This window comes from Bacteroides sp. MSSM.1001136sp1_RTP21357st2_D2_RTP21359_211015 (genome assembly GCF_040913205.1).
Classification (GTDB): domain Bacteria; phylum Bacteroidota; class Bacteroidia; order Bacteroidales; family Bacteroidaceae; genus Bacteroides; species Bacteroides ovatus.
Genome location: NZ_JBDFVF010000005.1, coordinates 165,581 through 183,408 on the forward strand (window position 1 = coordinate 165,581; position 17,828 = coordinate 183,408).

Annotated in this window: 10 protein-coding genes; 1 reads left to right on the plus strand and 9 read right to left on the minus strand. The window is 39.4% G+C overall.

The window, feature by feature from the left end; all coding sequences use genetic code 11:
- Positions 1 to 76: 76 nt before the first annotated feature.
- Positions 77 to 946, plus strand: a complete 870-nt coding sequence (locus AB5217_RS05620) for an NAD kinase (protein ID WP_004305502.1) — start codon at positions 77 to 79, stop codon at positions 944 to 946.
- A gap of 632 nt (positions 947 to 1,578) precedes the next feature.
- Here the strand turns inward: AB5217_RS05620 and AB5217_RS05625 are convergent.
- The 9 genes from AB5217_RS05625 to AB5217_RS05665 form a co-directional block, all read right to left on the minus strand.
- Positions 1,579 to 2,451 (minus strand): hypothetical protein, encoded by an 873-nt coding sequence (locus AB5217_RS05625; protein WP_004297244.1) that lies wholly within the window; start codon positions 2,449 to 2,451, stop codon positions 1,579 to 1,581.
- A 194-nt stretch (positions 2,452 to 2,645) separates the two neighbouring features.
- Positions 2,646 to 4,331, minus strand: a complete 1,686-nt coding sequence (locus AB5217_RS05630) for a hypothetical protein (RefSeq protein WP_070782606.1) — start codon at positions 4,329 to 4,331, stop codon at positions 2,646 to 2,648.
- 33 nt (positions 4,332 to 4,364) lie between these two features.
- The gene (locus AB5217_RS05635; RefSeq protein ID WP_004297242.1) at positions 4,365 to 6,233 is read right to left on the minus strand and encodes a hypothetical protein; all 1,869 of its coding nucleotides are present in this window, start codon (positions 6,231 to 6,233) and stop codon (positions 4,365 to 4,367) included.
- Positions 6,220 to 8,433, minus strand: a complete 2,214-nt coding sequence (locus AB5217_RS05640) for an alpha-N-acetylglucosaminidase (protein ID WP_368112883.1) — start codon at positions 8,431 to 8,433, stop codon at positions 6,220 to 6,222. The genes AB5217_RS05635 and AB5217_RS05640 overlap by 14 nt, the downstream gene beginning before the upstream one ends.
- Before the next feature lie 103 nt (positions 8,434 to 8,536).
- Positions 8,537 to 9,997 carry a DUF3823 domain-containing protein gene (locus AB5217_RS05645; RefSeq protein ID WP_004323584.1) on the minus strand — a complete coding sequence of 487 codons (1,461 nt, stop codon included), beginning with the start codon at positions 9,995 to 9,997 and terminating at the stop codon, positions 8,537 to 8,539.
- A 20-nt stretch (positions 9,998 to 10,017) separates the two neighbouring features.
- On the minus strand, positions 10,018 to 11,868 hold the full coding sequence (locus AB5217_RS05650) for a RagB/SusD family nutrient uptake outer membrane protein (RefSeq protein WP_009000275.1): 1,851 nt from the start codon (positions 11,866 to 11,868) through the stop codon (positions 10,018 to 10,020).
- A gap of 6 nt (positions 11,869 to 11,874) precedes the next feature.
- A complete protein-coding gene (locus tag AB5217_RS05655) occupies positions 11,875 to 15,144 on the minus strand; it encodes a TonB-dependent receptor (RefSeq protein WP_229115768.1) in 3,270 nt (1,089 codons plus the stop codon).
- A gap of 287 nt (positions 15,145 to 15,431) precedes the next feature.
- On the minus strand, positions 15,432 to 16,574 hold the full coding sequence (locus AB5217_RS05660; protein WP_032844073.1) for a FecR family protein: 1,143 nt from the start codon (positions 16,572 to 16,574) through the stop codon (positions 15,432 to 15,434).
- A gap of 144 nt (positions 16,575 to 16,718) precedes the next feature.
- Positions 16,719 to 17,309 (minus strand): RNA polymerase sigma factor, encoded by a 591-nt coding sequence (locus AB5217_RS05665; RefSeq protein ID WP_004297236.1) that lies wholly within the window; start codon positions 17,307 to 17,309, stop codon positions 16,719 to 16,721.
- Positions 17,310 to 17,828 lie beyond the last annotated feature (519 nt).

The following is a 17,828-nucleotide window of genomic DNA, read 5'->3' on the forward strand; positions in this document are numbered from 1 at the left end:
TACTCTTTTTTGGTTATTTAAAGTAGAAATCCAAGAAAAAATGCCAAATTTGCATCCTGAACTAATGATGTTGCTTATGAAATTTGCCATTTTTGGAAATACTTATCAGGCTAAAAAGTCTTCTCATGCTGTCACCTTGTTTAAACTTTTAAAGAAACAAGGAGCAGAGATTGGTATGTGCAGGGAATTTTATCAATTCCTAGTTTCTGAAAATATGGATATTGAAGCAGATCAATTATTTGATGGTGATGATTTTACTGCCGATATGGTAATCAGCATCGGAGGCGACGGAACGTTTCTGAAAGCTGCCCGCCGCGTAGGAAGAAAAGGGATCCCTATTTTGGGAATTAACACAGGACGTTTAGGATTTCTGGCAGATATTTCACCGGAAGAAATGGAGGAAACATTTGATGAAATCCAAAACGGCAGATATAGTGTGGAGGAACGGAGCGTACTTCAGTTAATCTGCAACGACAAACATCTCCAAGATTCTCCTTATGCCCTCAACGAAATAGCTATTCTCAAACGGGACAGCTCCTCTATGATTAGTATCCGGACAGCTATTAATGGCGCGTATCTGAATACTTATCAAGCTGACGGGTTAGTAATTGCCACTCCAACAGGTTCCACAGCCTACTCTTTGAGTGTAGGAGGCCCGATCATCGTTCCTCATTCCAACACTATTGCCATCACTCCGGTGGCTCCACATAGTCTCAACGTCCGCCCTATCGTTATTCGGGATGACTGGGAGATTACATTAGATGTAGAAAGCAGAAGTCACAACTTCCTCGTCGCCATTGACGGGAGGAGCGAAACTTGCAAAGAAACGACTCAACTAACCATTCGCCGGGCAGATTACAGCGTAAAGGTAGTGAAACGTTTTAATCACATTTTTTTCGATACACTCCGCAGCAAGATGATGTGGGGAGCTGACGGAAGACGGTAAGCAGTTCACATTATGCACCGTTATTCCTCATCGCCTAATTCAACTATACGGTACTTAAAAATAGAACTTCTAAAAAAAGGGATATTCAAACTGGTGAGAATGCAACAATTTTGGGTATAGATTCCAACTAAAGACAAAAAGGGCTGGGATTTACAATCTTCAGAAATCAGATTAACATTATTTTCCCCTATATTTACTCAATAAGATTAAAATATACTGATTACACTTGCAAATCATTCTTTTATAGACAACAGTCATTCATTTTATCAGTTTCTCCTTACCTTTATTTATATATAAACTAGAGAAAAAAATAGCTTCTAATCATTCCTATATGAGTTCCTCGCCGAGAAATGAGATGTCCCTCACCGAGGAACTTATCCTTCCTCGGTGAGGGACATCTCGTTGGTTTTAATCCAACGAAGGCTCCCATGATTAAAAAGCCGCATATTGTCTGCAAATTCATGCTACGCTCGCCCTATTTTCTGTATATTATTGCAATTATTTATGCAGTTCTTTCCCCAGTTCATCCATAAAAGAACAACTGTTGCCCGAAGAAATATTAAAAACAGACCATCGGGTTAGCTAATATAGAAGAAAATAGAATATCGGTAGAGAAAAAGAATACCCCGATATTAATCTAACATAAAGGTCTGCGAACCAATCAGATTACCACCTTCGAAGATATCAACACGGTAGTTTCCGGCATACAAGAATTCTTCTACATCCCAAAACACATTGATATTCTGTTCTTCTCCGTTATATTCAATATACTTCTTAATTGAATAAACCAATGTACGGTTTTCATAAGGGAAAGTATTGGATGCACTCTTGGTCAGTACATCATTATCGGGTTTGGTTATACGTACATAGATGGTACGTTCACCGTTTTCGGCGGTTATATTCTTCACGACCGTGAAACTGATGGCTAACTTCACCACGTCTTTCACTTTCTTCGCCACTTTACCACGTTTATTGCGTGGTTCGATACGAATATTAGTTGCATCGAGTTGTGCGGCTAGCGTCACCTTCTTATTCAGATTCTTCTTTTCTTCAGAAAGGTTATCGATCTGTCGTGAAGCCTGATTATACTTTTGAGTCACTTCAGCTATGACCTGTTTCTGCTGTGCAGTCAGTTTATTCAGAGAGTCGATCTGATTAATATACCCAATCATTACCTTACGCAAAGTAGCCAACTCATTCTTTAAACGACGGATCTCTGTAGCATTCGTGCTCTTCACTGTACGAAGTTCTTCCAAGAGACGTTGAGTTTTCAATTGTTCCTGTTCCAGTAATTGAGATAAAGAGTCATTAGAAATCGTCATCTTTAACTCATCATATTGTTGTGCAAAACGGGTATATTCGTTTTCCAGATCTTCCTTATCTAATTGGAATTCCTGCACTAACTCCCGGTTAGCTTGTTTTTCGGTAAACAATAAATAAGTAATACCAATAATAGCTATCACCAAGATAGCCACGGCCGCAATAAGAAGGCTTTTTTTACTCATAGTTTCAGTTGTGAATTGATAACGTGCGCAAAAGTAATCATTTCGCAACAGAAGTCAAGCAGAAAAGCAGAGAGTTTTTTTATAACTCCCTGCTAATCCATATAATTTTAACTAATTAGTTTATCAACCCAGTCAAGTTAAGAGACATAATAAAGTCTATAGAGATTGAATCACACATTCCCCCCATCCTTTTATCAAAGAGACTGAAAGATTAATCCCTGCACATCTTCTACCAATTGCTTGAGATCATCCAAATCCAAATATAAAGCATTTTCGCACAATTCCTTATATCTCCGAACTCCAATCTGTTCTACTATATTCTGCACGACTTCTTCACAAGGAGAATTTATCCCATCGGATAAGTTCCACAATTCTTCCACCTTATCTTTGCGCTTAGTAACAAACCGAAATCCCCTTTTCTTCAATTCCTGTACCAACTCTTCTTTCCCGATACGTGCATTCACATGTACGGTTTTATTCTCCAAGAGAACACCTTTTTCATAAGTATCCACCACTTTCTGTATATCACGTTTTATCCTGTCGATCGTTGATACAGGAGGAACAAACTGCCAAAACAATAATGGAATATATCCTTGAGTCAACTCATACAAAGGTTGTGATATTAAATATTCATTTAAATAAGTCCCCTGTACGGAAACCTTTGTTTGCTCCCGATTCTTATACATAAAATACATACCCATATTTGCACCGAGATTATACATATCCATCATATCATGAGTAGCAATCAAAGAATAAACTTGTGCCGGAGTATGTTCATAAATACCTTTTGATATATTATCAATCTGCCTGTTGACAACACCGCTCTCCCAATCGGCCAAGTCCTTACCTTTTTCAAGAGATAACGTATCATAGTCCACGACATTTCTTGATATCGTTTTGATGTCATGCTCTGAACCGGATTGGGTATATAAAATATAAAGAGAGCCGTCTGCATACTCCTGACCATCCACTCCGGTTTTACTAAGTTTCCGACAATAAGATTCACTTTTCACGTCTTCCCCTATGCCTGCGATAATTACATTTTCTACTTCATGTTCTATTATAAACTTCCGATATTCATCAGGCAAAGCCAATAATTTTATCCAGGCAACTCCGACATCATCCATGGAAGCATCATATCCCAATGTCGCATAACAAGGTACTCCAGCTTGCGAGGAATATTCTAATATGGAAGAAATTTCTTTGGTAGAATTGACAGAAACCAAAAAATGTAATGGCAATACAGGAGCCTCCATAGCTGCAGAAAGATAAGGTACCGTCGGTACTCCCGTAGCTATTATCACAGTTTTAAGTTTCTTCGACTTACCCAAATACTCATTATATAAATCTACTGTATGCTGAACGGATTGTTGAAGGAAATCAGGTGTCCCCCATACCGGTTTGGGACCTCCTCCCGGACCAATCTGCCATGTATGGCTCACACCTGCCGTCAGATTAGCTAAAGATTTTTGGACAGCATATTCCGCACTCATCCCACCATCGAGCATAAACACATTCAAACCTTTATATTCCTCTTTAGCGATCTGATAGGTAGTCAACATTCCGGGAATTACCACCCTAAAATAAGAAGAATATGTCAACTGTCCCTCCTCTTTTTGATAAACACCTACGGCTGCAGGCGTAAATTCTGAAGGAACTTCCCAAACAAATGGTTCTCCACCAATCTCCGCAAGAACCGGTTCTCCTTTCTTGGAGAGATATTTCAGTATAATCGTTTTACCTTCTGACTTCCCATCAAAAGTAAACACAACCTTCTCCCCTTGTGAATAAACGAATTTATCCGTCAGCACACGAGCTCCAATCTCTCCTCCTACCAATAGTGCAATGAAGAAAGTTACCATCAATTGTTTTATATTCATTTCGTTAGTTTAAATCTTAAATCCGATGTTATATCAATGTTCTACTAATCTCATATTTCCAACCTGTGCACAAATAGTACGAAGCTCCTCCAATGTCAGGTACTCCATCGACTTAACCGTATTCCGATACTTCTGCACTCCAATACGTTCAATTATATCATAAGCAAATTCTTCAGCCGAACCTATTTTATGATTAATGCGTCCCAAATACTCTTCCGTTTCTCCATCATCTTCCGGATTCCATTTATCTACACTCTGCCTAATTCTAATATTCTCCGAAGTGACACCTCTTGCTATCAGCTCGTCATAAAACTCATAGCGTCTCATATTAGAATTCAGATAGAAAGATCCCTCATACAGATGATCGACAACATCAGGAAAATACCCGGCAATAGCTGGCTTCAGATAACCATCAATACGTTCTACTGTAGAAGCCGCCGAATTAAATTGCCAATATAATAAAGGTACATATCCAACAAACGCTTCATATTGAGGGTGATTCGTAAGATACTCGTTAAAAATAACTCCATTCACAAAAGGTGCCTGCAACTTGCTTTGATTCTTTTTTATATATTGAAGCGTCAGGAAAGAAGATATATTGTACAAAGCCATCATATCATCAGTCTCAATCGTATAAGCTTTCACATTTGCCATCGCTTGCGCAGAGCCGGATATATTGGTTATCTGATCATCAACAATTCCGCTTTCCCAATCAGATATATACTGTCCTTCACCCAATTTTAACTGATTATAGTCATACAACCGATGTTTCAGTGCGTCAATATCGGCATCCGAACCAAAGTTAGTATACAATATATATAAAGAACCAGGTGCATATTCATCGGTAATTGTATTCTGCGTCAAAACCCTTCGGGAATAAGACTCTCCATGTCCTTCCTGACCTACTCCATAAATATAAACTTCTTCCACCTGATGGTCTTTTATAAATTGCTTATATTCTTCCGGCAAATCCAATAATTTTATCCAGGCAACTCCCACTCCAGGCATAGAACCGTCATAACCCAATGTGGCATAAGAGGCATATCCATTTTGATTGGAATAATCGAGTATAGCTTGTACTTCGGAAGCAGAATTAGCCGATACCAGATAATGAATAGGTAAATAGGCTGCCCCCATCATTGTTGCAAAGTAAGAAACAGATGCGATCCCCGTTCCAACCACCACTCTCTTTATCTTTGTGGCAGCTCCGATCTCCGAATTGTAAAGCTCAACAGTTTTGCGAACGGAACGTTGCAAAAACTCCGGAGTAGGCGCAACCGGATAAGTACCACCCTGCGGAGCCTCCTCCATGGTGGCAGCTATTCCCTGGTCGAAAGCAACTATCGTTTTTAATACACCGAACCCGGCACTCATATCTCCTATCTGACGATAAACAGGAAGTCCCTGATAATCTAACTTTTGAATATCGTAAGTCAACAGCGACTGCTCGTTGACAGCTCTGAAATATGTTCCGTCAATTGTAGTGGTTATCCCATCTTCAAAATCTAACAGGAACCTGACAGCACAAAAGGAAGAAGGCTTTAATGCAGCTGGAAGGGTATACAGTGTCCCGGCATCCACAGGAACAGATTGTCCCGGTTCTATTTGAATATGGGAAGCAACAGACTTTTCTATCAATACACACCCTCCATCATCCAAGTTCTGAATCACCACTTTTACTTCACGAATATCCATCGGATAGTTCGTTTCATTTTTCAAGGTAAAAGAGCAATTTACAGGATCTCCCGGCCAATAGGCAACTTTATTTAATTTCACATCAGAGGCTTTAGCCATTGTTGTACGAAAGCCGTCATCAACAACTTCCGAATCTTTGCATCCGCTCATAATAGCCAATGCAAAAAAAGTGATGATTATACTTGAAATATAACTAATTATTCTCATTGTGTTTTTCTTTTAAAATTGAATCCTTGTATTTATTCATCAATAAAGTAGCAATCTCAACAGCATTACCAACCGGTTCGGAAGGATAACGTTCATGTGACTTGACCCAGTCAATTTCAAACTGCGTCACTCTTTGATGAAAAGCATCAGCATTAAACGGCTGCTTGTTAGAAACAGAGCGAATAACTTCATCTATAAACATTTCCCAACGAGGCGCATAATATCCCGATACCAAACCTCCCCAAGTACGATTTGCATAATCGTTTAAACTTTGATCTTTATCTCCCCAGGTTGAAACGATAGTACGGGCATTTTCTTCGTAATAATTTTTAGAGGCTTCGTCTATACCTAATGAACGGGCATCTTCAATCCATTTTCCCAGTAAAAAAGAAGATTGTGTACTTAATAAAGTATTAACATCACGCAGTAGTTGTTTCATTTCAGCTCCTTTTTGTTTTAATAGCGGTAATTGCTTCCGGGAATAAGTTTCCGCAAATTCATCGCGAAGCTTCCCGAAATAATTCCCCAGCACTTGCCTTCCTATATTAACAACATCATATTCATAAGTAGAATGTCGATGTTCTCCGGCTTTCAACAACATCTCCCATACCTCAAACAAAGTTTCATTGGAATACGCTACCGTAGGCGTAGTCGTCCAATTGCCATTTCCTTTTAAACAAGGACGCGCATTCATCAATGTCCCCTGTCCCAAAGCAGCTGGTGCTGTATAAATACTGTCATAAAGCAATTTCCATGCCCGACACATTTGTTGGTTTCTCAAGCCAATTCGCCTGTCTGCCAGTTGTTCTATCCATACAGAGTCCGGCAGATTACAATCCCATGCTTTACTGAAAACATATTCATACATGAAAGGATTTACATCAAACCCCTCCAAAGTAGAACCCAGTCCCGAAAAGTTTTCTCCACCATTGGTATATACATTTTCGATTCGTTTCCCCACTTCTTTGGTGTTTCCGGCAAGCATTGTATTTCCTCCGAAATTTCCTAAATAGCACCATAAATATGGTTGCCCGAAATACCGATCTGTCTGCTTCCAAACTTCAGTATTCTCACAATAATAGTCCAGTAGCAACAGTTTATTTTGAGGGACTGCTTTCAAGAAAGCTTCTACCCGTTCGTTTGTCCATAAATGTCGGTCAATATAGAATAACCATGTCATTTGTAACCAAGTAGCATCCGGATCGACATGCGTCATCGATTGATAAATATGCTTCGAGCAATTGGCTAAAAATTCCGGCTCCCAACTTGGAGGGGCTACTTCATTAAAAGGATCTGCCCCATAAATATGGTCTGTTCCGAACAACTTAGTTTGTTCTTCCAGAAACTCTTTCTGTATGGTTGCAAACAATGGGTCAAGCGGATCCAGAAAGTGGCTTCTGTATTTATCCTCGAAACCTCCCCAAGAGCTCATCCGGCTAATCTTAGCTTCCGGATAGATTCTTTTAAGTTCCGACGGTACATGTCCGGCAAATGCAGGAAGTATGGGGCGCATATTAAATTGACGTTCACGGGCTACGATTTGTTTCTGCAATGCTTCTTGTGTATCCAGCCATTCTTTAGGCAGAGGCCCCTGCCAATAATCCAAGTTAGACATACGATGCCAAGGCAAGTGAGCAGGCCCTGTGAAATAGTTCCGTATTTCCTCATCCGTCAATCCTAATTTCGTCCATACGCGATACCAGACAGATTCTTGTCCGGTGATTGCCAAAGGCATATTGATTCCATTTAAAGCCATCCAGTCTATCAACCGTTCCCAATCCTTCCATGTCCACCATGGCATTGTATAACCGAAGGTACAGTAATTAAGAAAGAATCGGTTCTTGCAACGGGCAGTCGAAATTATTTTTGCCGGTGGCATGGGTAATACTTCCGGCATCTCCACCGTATCGTTCACATACCAGGAAACAGAGGTAAGGCAGTAATGATTCAGATAATAGTTCAGCCCTACAGCCATCGAATTTGCGTTATTTCCCCGTATTCGTACTGTTCCTCCTTGCGCTTCTATTTCATACCAATCTTTATCAATCTTTTCTGATTGTTCAAAACTAAATTGGGAAGCATACTCCGGAAATAAACGTTCCACCATCTGTTGCATCGCTTTTTCATCTTCTGTACTTTCTTTGCAGGAAGAACACAATACGATCAACATCAGTAGAAATAAACATTTAATCTTACACATACTATTTATATTTTCATTTATATATTTCTTTTAAAAAACGAATGTATCCGATGTTACCCACTAGACACATTCGCTTGTCAAAGGGAGTAGTGTGATTACCGACCTAGTTGGTAATCGTCAGATGTGTAAGTCCCGCATCATCAAAATTCTTTTTAGTAAGCGGCACATCCGGTCCTATAATAACTGTGTTAAGTTTCTTCAGTTTCTTCAGAACTGTCAGGTCAACTTTCGGATTAATCGTTTTATCCACTGAGAAACCTTTACCCTTTATGATAGAAAGTGTTTCCAGATTAACAAAAGGTAAAATATCAACCAATGTTTGTATTTCTCCCTGAATCGTCAGTGATTTAAAGTTCTCTATATCCTGGCAAGCAGGCATACGGTCGGCAAATCCTATCAACCATGTATCCCACCAATCGAAATATTCAAAACGTAAATCGGTAGTGGACCAGTCTTCGCCGATTGTAGGACCATATATCAATGCCCATTCACCTGATAATGATTTTTTAAATTCCGAATCATTGTAGAAAGGAACATTTTCCGGACGAGTGTTTGAGGCAGGTACATATTTATCCGTCAAAGATTTAGTCTGTACTTCAATCGTTTGTTCCGGACCGGCAACTCCTTTCGCCAGAAGTTGTACTTTGATTGTACTCTTTTGATTATGAGGTAAATTGGCAACGTATGAATAATCCGTAGGTTTAAATTTATCCATCACCTCTTCACCATCCCGATCCGTATAAGAAACCTTTATCTCGTCAACAACGGGAGGAAATGCCCACTGCAAAACAGCAGAAGTGGCACTACTTACTCCGACAGCGGCTTCAATCGGTAAGGAAGACAAATCAATATCTGTCGTATTAATCACAGTCTGTTCTGAATAATTCCAGTAATCTCCTGCTGATTCCGTACGTCCCAAAGCTCTTAAATAATATGTGCTGTTAGGGTTTAAGAACAGAGTCTCCGTAAATTCTCCCGACAATTCTGTCAAATTCTTCTTTATTCGCTTGTAAGTATGTGAACCGCTTTCGCTTTCATTCATAGCCGTACGTTGTCCGGGATATTGCTCTTTGCCATATACCAATCCTATTTCCTGATTCTTGGAGCGTTCGTCATTTACCTGATAAGTAAAAGTGACGTTCGCTGTAATGCCGTACAACACTTCCACCTTCTTAATTTTCAATGTTACGTTGGGGGTAACAATCAAGTCCATTTTCTTAAAACTACGAATATCACCATAAATGGTATCCAACTCAAAGAACGGTCCGTTCGCCCATACTTTATAGCGGGAAGGATATACTTTGGTATTGCGATATGTTCCTTCAGGAAGTGTGTTATACTCCAAGGGAACCGCTACATTTCCATACTCCAGATCAAGTAACTTTAATTTAGCTCCATAATATTCGGTAGCCACCTTTTCACCGGTCAGCCTGTCAATAAAAGCGCCTTCGTAGCCACCGGTCAAGTCATCCACACGTTCGTCAAGTTCACACCCTGACAGATTCAGTGTTAACACTGCTAAAAGTAACAGTTTGATATTTATATATAATCTAGCTCTATTCATATTCTTTTCTTTTAGGGTTATCAATTCCAACCGTCATTCTGCACGATACCCGGGCTTTTGCTTAAAGGAAGCGGACAATAATAGTCTCTTTCCTCGAACCATTTCACTCTCGTAGCCAAATCCGGTGCTTCTACTTTCTCCAACGTATAATAAACGGAGGCAGGAGAAGTTGTTTCATCGATATGAAGAATGGGATAGAGAGCCTTCAACGTTTTATTGTGCATCTTTTCTTCCCCAATGCGCCAACGCTTCAAGTCCCAATAACGGAATCCTTCATACATCAAGTCTATCCGGCGTTCATGCCGTACAACCTCCAAGTCCATCGTTTTGGCAGGCAATCCTCCATGTATACTACGCAATAGGTCAAAAGCGACTTGGGCAACCGCTAAATAGTCATTCACTCCATAGGTTGAAAGCTCAACGGCAGCTTCAGCCAAATTTAAAATAACCTCGCCATACCGAATAACGACAGCATCCTGATCGTTTTCTTGTATAAGATAATCATCCAACCTCTTCACTCCATACAGTGTTTTTTTCAGAAAAAATCCCCAGTTAGTAGTTCCTGCGGCGGAAAGGTTCAAGAAGATACCATCTGCTCCACTTTTCATGTATTTTTCGTGACCGGGCACTTTCCCCGCTCCCATCCAATCTTCAGATTTTTCATAAGAATATTCTTCAGTAGTTCCATCTGTCCTTTTTACGAGTGTTTTCCGGTAAATAGAGAAACGTTCTCCCAAGAACTCTCCTCCCGGATAAATAACAGTGGCATCCAGACGTTTATCACGATTTGCAAAAAAATCTTCGGGATTATTCTTTGAAGCGGCATAATCCAATGGCTGAATCTTACCGTCTAATGTTTCAAATTGTTCGACAACATCTAAAGGAGGAACCATAAAGGCACAATAACTAGACCGTTTGATACGATAAGATTGGTACCAGTAATCTTCATATACAGCTACTCCTGTCTTGGCAACGTTAGCAAAACGGAAAATTATCTCATTATTATTTTCATCTTTTCCATTAAACAAATCGCCAAATTCAGTAGAGAGCGCATACTTACCATCATCAACGATTTCCTTTGCTGCTTTTGCCGCTTCCAATAAATATGTTTTCGCCATTTCTTTGCGGATTCCCTGGAAACTATTATTTGAAACTTTTCCATACTTAGCAATAGTCCCCGCATACAACATAGCCCTCGACTTCAACGCCAAAGCTGTATACCGATTGGCACGGTCACGATCTTCTGATGCAATACGCTGTACTTTCGGAAGCAATACAAGAGCCGAGTCCAAGTTATCTTTTATATAATCCCAGGATTTTTCCTCTGTAGAACGATTGTTGATGGAGCTTACATCATCCAACGGACTTGAATACAAAGGCACGCCCCCATATCGTTTCACCATCTCAAAATACAGATAAGCACGAATAAAATAAGCCTCACCGACTGTACTCAACACCCCTTCATTATCCGAATTCTTATAAGTGGCGATAAACTTATTAACAATATTGATTGTCTTATAATTCCATACCGCCTCAAATATTTCACCTTTGCTTTGAGAAAAGACTCCTCCAAAAACAGTACCCGGAGTGTTATTTCTCATGACCCCATTCTCGTAGGTAATATTGCTCGCTCCATCATCGGTAAAAGCATCCAGATGATGTTGCCTATACGACATTGCTCCGTCACCGATACAATGAATTGATTTACGTAATTCCGCATAATTGGATAAGAACTGTGCTTCTGCCAGTTCGGGATATTTGGCAATGTCCTCTTCACTAAGAATGGTTTTCGAATCGACAGTAAGCCAATCGCTACATCCACAGCACAAGCTCAATGCCAATACCATATATATGATAGATTTTACTTTCATAACCTGTTAGAATTTAAGATTTATACCTACATTAAATGACATGATTTGCGGATAGCTGGCAAACGAATACTGACTTTCAAGCTGTTCCGGATCAAAGAATTTCTGTGAGGAGAAGGTCAGGCAGTTATAAAGATTCGCATAAATCCTCAACTGTTTGATATTAGCCTTCTGGGTAATTCGTTGTGGCAAAGTATATCCCAATTCCACATTTTTCAGACGGATGTAATTTCCATTCCACATCCAAAAATTAGAACTTAGACGATTGATCGTTACTGATGTAAAATCCCGGACCGCAGGAAAATACCCGGGTATCCATTCAGAATTCGGATCAGTATAATCGGCACGATGCCAACGATCGCCAAAATATTCCCAAGTGTTCAAGTTAGTAGCTCCTTCCTGGAAAGCATCCATATCGAAAGCACCGATCTGGAAGTCCGACAATGCCCCTCCCTGCCAGAACATGGAGAAATCAACTCCCTTCCAGGAAAGTCCCAGATTAATACCATATACCAACTCCGGATAAGCATTTCTTCCGATAGGACGTTGATCATAATTGTCAATATAGCCATCGCCATTCCAGTCTTCATACTTTAAGTCACCCGGCAATATGGCACTGTTATTATTCGAATTATTATGCATGGGTGCATTGGCTATTTCTCCATACGACTGATAACGTCCAATACAGTTATATCCCCAACGTACGTTATTCCAATGTCCTTCAGTGTTCCATTTCCATTCGTCATAACCGCTTGTAAATCTTCCGTGCTCAATGTTCCCTTTCCGGGTTCTGGACCACGACATGTTTCCTCCGACAAAATAGTTGACTTCTCCTATTTTATATTGATGATTCAATGAGAACTCAAAACCGCGGGTGTTGTCATGGTCTAAGTTATACCAAGTAGCCAATGCTCCTGCATTATCATTGGCCTTTTGTGCCGGAAGTCCCTTACGCTGACGATAGAACACATCTGCCGATCCGCTAAGCAAGCCATTCCACAACTTAAAATCAACACCCGCATTTATCATTGACGAGGTAGCCCATGTAAAATCCGGATTAGGATTCAAGGTGGGATTTAATCCATAAATGGTGCGGTCACCAAAATTCATCGGAGTACCCGGATATTGATAGCCGCTTTGAAAATAGTATTGCTCATTATTAGCATAATATTGACTGGCAGCCGACAAGTCACCCAATTCTCCCCAGGAGGCACGAATTTTAAACTCATTCAAGACTTTCTTCAACGGGTTCATAAACTCTTCGTTTGTCAGCATCCATCCTACAGAGGCAGAGGGAAAGAAACCCCACTTATCGGCAAAATACTGGGCACCATCATATCGAAAGTTGAAATCGACAAAATACTTGGAACGGTAATCATAAGAGAAACGACCGATGAAAGAAGCCGTCCTGTATTTACGGAAAACTTCACTATTTGTCACTTGTTTATTGGCAATTCCACCCGCCATCATATCCAACACAGTAGAAGGAAATTCTCCACGAGACGTAACAGTAGAACGGTTTTCCGCATCCGAAAATTCAAAGACCAGTCCGCTGTTTATATTATGATTCCCGAACGAACGGATATAATTGATAAAACCTTGTCCGGTTATATTATAGGAAAAACCATCTTCCAAACTCAAACTTGCTTTATTGGCATTAGAGGCGGAAGCACTCTCATAATATTCCTGCGCATCCTCCCGATAGCCCATATAAACGATATTCATATTCCAGTTCTTATTCCACGAATCAGATTGCGTATATCCCATCGTAGCCTTCAAAGAAAGCCCCTCTACAAAGGGAACCTTATACTCTAAAGAAAAATCCACATTCAGATTCTTGGCTATTTTCTTGGAATATCCGGATGCCTCTTTATCCGCCAATGCCATCGGATTCACCGTACCTTCCCCACCAAAAGCATAATAGTCGTCATGCCCCGGCCACTTTACCGGAATATTCGGAGCCATATCTTTCATTTTGCGGGCTATCTCATACGAAGCGGATCTCGGATAATTCAGACTGTTAATGACAGCTCCCACTCCGACAGATAACTTCAAGTTTTTCAGTATATCCGCATCCAAATTACTACGGAAATTGAAACGATTCTTATCAGTAGAATTTGTTGACCAAATACCTCCCTGATATAAATAGCCGGCTGAAATAAAATAACTGATTTTATCTGTGCCTCCCGAAATATTGATATTGGACTGGGTGATGGGAGCGTTCTTTATCATTTCCTCATACCAATTGGTATTATAAGCATAGTCACGTGTAGCCATATCAGCGGGAGTAATTACCGCGTTCTTATCATTAATCAATTTCATATTAGCATAATATTCACCAACTAATGTCTGCCACAGCGGGGTTGATGCAGGCTGTGGATAGTTATGAGGCATTTGCAATCCGAAGCGCGTATTGATATCCAATGTCGTCGGTTTGTTTTTTCCTCCTCTTTTAGTCGTTACAAGAATAACTCCATTTGCTCCCTGCATCCCATAAACAGCGGCAGCCGATGCATCTTTCAATACGGAAACGGACTCAATTTCGGAAGGATCGATATCACTGTAATTTCTTCCCGGAATACCATCTACTACCACCAAAGCAGAACCAAAACCGCGAATTTTCAAATCGGCACCATCTGAACCCGGTTCAGCACTAGTCTGACGGGAAAAGACTCCGGACACACGCCCTGTCAACGCATTCTCCAGATTGGGGACTGTAGACTTAACTAGTTCCTGATTGTTTATAGTCGAGACGGAACTGATTAATTTCTCACGTGTACGGGTCGTATATCCTACCACAACCACTTCATCAATTGTTTTTGTATCTTCAACCAACACCACTTCTGACAGCTTATTCATTTCTTTTGCCGAATAAGTCACAGGAGCGAAACCTATATAGGAGAAAATAATCTTCGAATCATCCGAAGGCACATGAATGGAATAAGCTCCATTAAGATCACTGACGGTCCCGATATTAGTACCTTGCACTACAATACTAACTCCGGGCAACGGTTCACGAGACTGGTCGAATACCACTCCTTTTACAATAGAGCTTTGACCTTCTTTCTTCGTTTTTTCCTGCAATACTTTCTTTTTAATAGTTATCTGTTTTTTATTAATGCTATAGGCAAGCTCCATGTTAGCAAAAACTTTATCCAGAATTTGCTCTACTGTCATGTTTTTGAAACGTGCAGGAACCTTCACATCCTTATCTATCAATACGTCATAGTAGAAAAAGACATAATCACTCTTTTCTTCTATCTTCTTAAAAAGTTCCATTAGTCCCAACTCTTTATAGTCCAAAGTAATTGTTTTCTTCTGGGCATACAATTCAGTAGGAAAAGCGGATAGCAGAAACACACCCAATGCTAGAAAAAAGCATATAAAGGGCCTTCTCACACTTAGGCAAGTGTGATTCTTTTTTTGATGTTTTTCATTCATCTGTTTAAGAATTAAAATTATACTTCAATATTTTAAGGCTATTCTATTACGAATAAAACTGGCTGGTATCCTTTCTCTCTCAAAAGGATAAATTAGAGTATGGTTTTTCACATATTAATCATAGGCTATTTTTTCTTTATTGTTACTTTATAAACATTGTTTTCCTTACTTATTATCACAGGAGCCGTTTCTGTGATAGTATTCAATATCTGTTCGATCGTATCGTCCAAATTCAGTTTTCCGCTACAAGTGATTTGTTGTTGTTTATCATAATCAATCCTTACGTTATAGTATCTGGACAGTTGTTTGAGTATTCCGCCAAGCTCTGTGTTTTTAAACGATAATCGTCCCTCCTTCCACGACACATAATCCTCCACATTCACTTTATCTACCACATATTTATCAGTGGATTGCCTGAACCGGTCATTGGGTAAAATACGTACAGATTCTCCATTAGATGCTGTTACCTCCACTTTACCTGTAACCAGCACAACACTTTTCTCTACATCTTCCCGATAAGCCGAAACATTGAAAGAAGTTCCCAACACTTTTACTCCCATATCCGACGTCTTAATAATAAAAGGTTTCTCCGGATTAGGAGTCACGTCAATATATATTTCTCCATCTACATATATTTCACGCTTCTTATCCTCAAAATGTGTTGGATATAGAAGCACCGTTCCTGCATTCGCCCATATTTTCGTACCATCGCAAAGAGTGACACGGGCACATTTGCCATACGAAACAACTAATTTATTAAATTCCCCTTCACCAGCATCTGTCGCCATTTGATCGTAAGCCAAATCCGGATTACCTTCAAAAGTTTCTTTCAACTGATCGTCAACAAAAAGCTGCGTTTTACCACTCATAAACACAGAGTCATTCACTTGCAACAAAGCTAGATAATCAATTGCCGGAGCACTTTTCCAAATAACCTCTACCGAAACAAACAGGATAAGAATAGCTGCCGCAACTGAAGCGCTCCACCATCTCATCTTATACAATCGATGTTTACGTTGAGACATTTTCCGATTTTGAATGGCTTGTTCCAGTTTCAAACAAGCATTATCCACTTCTTTTGGGGGTAAAACCGGCTTTTCCCACTTTAACGCCGCCAGTCTCTCCATCGCTTCTTTTAAATACGGCTCACGATCGGGACAATCGGCAATGATTTTTCGATAATAATCTCCTTCTCCGGAATAATACCAGAAAAGAAATAAATCATCGTTCAAAAAATCAGCTGTAGTATATGATGAATATTCTTTCATGATTTATTTCAATTAAAGACCTGTTTACTATATATACGAGATTCGTATGCCTTTCATCTCCTTTTTTCCTCAAAAAAATAAATAAAAAAGCAGAGAGGTATAGGTTTACGCTCCCCGCCTTCCGTATACAATACTCTTTTTCAATTATTTAAAGACAGAAACGCCATGCAGGTATAAGATAAGAAAAAACAGAAAATAATCTTTTGAATCCAGTTTTCTTAATTTCTCCATCGCTTTAAAGACTTGTCCGCGCACCGTTTGAATTTTCATATCCAGCATTACCGCAATCTCTTCATAAGGCATTTCCTCTATAAAATGTAAATAGACTATTTCCCGCTGATGATCTGTCAGCAAATCAAGAATTCTATTCACCCTTTTTTTCAGTAATAAGTCTTCTTCATCAGAAATAAAGCTTTCTTCAACGGATACGGATAATTTAAAACTCCTTTCCTCTTCTTCTATAGAAGATGTATCTTTCTTTGTACGCTCCCAATCAATCAGCTGATTCCTAACCGAACGCAACAAATAAAATTTTATTTTCTTCTCATCAATACACAGGCGCTCATTGAAATACAATTTTAGATATACTTCTTGAATTGCATCTTTCACATCTTCGGTATTGAACCCCAAACTCACTCCATAAGCATACAAATCTTGATAGTAGAATTTGTAAAGTGCAATAAATTGCATATCCCCTTCCTGAACAGATTGATGATTTGATTCCCAGAACTTCATTTTGATATTTTCGATATTTTCAGCAGTTCATTAAACTTTCAATTAACAGATTGGCACAAAGATAATAAGCTTTCGGACTTTATTCGTTCATTATTTAAAAAACTTGCCAGGTTCCCTGCCACTTTAATTGGTATCTTCTTTTTCCATACAAAAATGAATCAAGCATACGGTTGAAAGGTATTGCCAAAAATTCTCCATCAAGATACTATCGTTATTTCTTTCTCTGCCTAATATTATTAATCTCATTGCTTATTATTACTTCGTTCTACTATAGTTACTCTTGCGTTCCACTATAGTTATCCGTAAGGGACACTATAGTTATTCTTGCGGAACACTATAGTGGAACGAAGTAACAGTAACTAACGAAGTAACTCCGAATAGGCAAGCAATTATAAAAAAATAGCTGAATGAATCATTTGCCATAATAGTACATTCTTACGCAGCTACATTCTGTATATAACCATGCAAAAAACAGCTTCTTCCACCCAAACTTTTTATCATACCTATATATTATCGGGA

Bases quoted from the DNA above. Each gene is read 5' to 3' on its own strand.
- AB5217_RS05620 (WP_004305502.1), top strand. From the start codon at position 77: ATGAAATTTGCCATTTTTGGAAATACTTATCAGGCTAAAAAGTCTTCT.
- AB5217_RS05625 (WP_004297244.1), bottom strand. From the start codon at position 2,451: ATGAGTAAAAAAAGCCTTCTTATTGCGGCCGTGGCTATCTTGGTGATA.
- AB5217_RS05630 (WP_070782606.1), bottom strand. From the start codon at position 4,331: ATGAATATAAAACAATTGATGGTAACTTTCTTCATTGCACTATTGGTA.
- AB5217_RS05635 (WP_004297242.1), bottom strand. From the start codon at position 6,233: ATGAGAATAATTAGTTATATTTCAAGTATAATCATCACTTTTTTTGCA.
- AB5217_RS05640 (WP_368112883.1), bottom strand. From the start codon at position 8,433: ATGTGTAAGATTAAATGTTTATTTCTACTGATGTTGATCGTATTGTGT.
- AB5217_RS05645 (WP_004323584.1), bottom strand. From the start codon at position 9,997: ATGAATAGAGCTAGATTATATATAAATATCAAACTGTTACTTTTAGCA.
- AB5217_RS05650 (WP_009000275.1), bottom strand. From the start codon at position 11,868: ATGAAAGTAAAATCTATCATATATATGGTATTGGCATTGAGCTTGTGC.
- AB5217_RS05655 (WP_229115768.1), bottom strand. From the start codon at position 15,144: ATGGAACTTTTTAAGAAGATAGAAGAAAAGAGTGATTATGTCTTTTTC.
- AB5217_RS05660 (WP_032844073.1), bottom strand. From the start codon at position 16,574: ATGAAAGAATATTCATCATATACTACAGCTGATTTTTTGAACGATGAT.
- AB5217_RS05665 (WP_004297236.1), bottom strand. From the start codon at position 17,309: ATGAAGTTCTGGGAATCAAATCATCAATCTGTTCAGGAAGGGGATATG.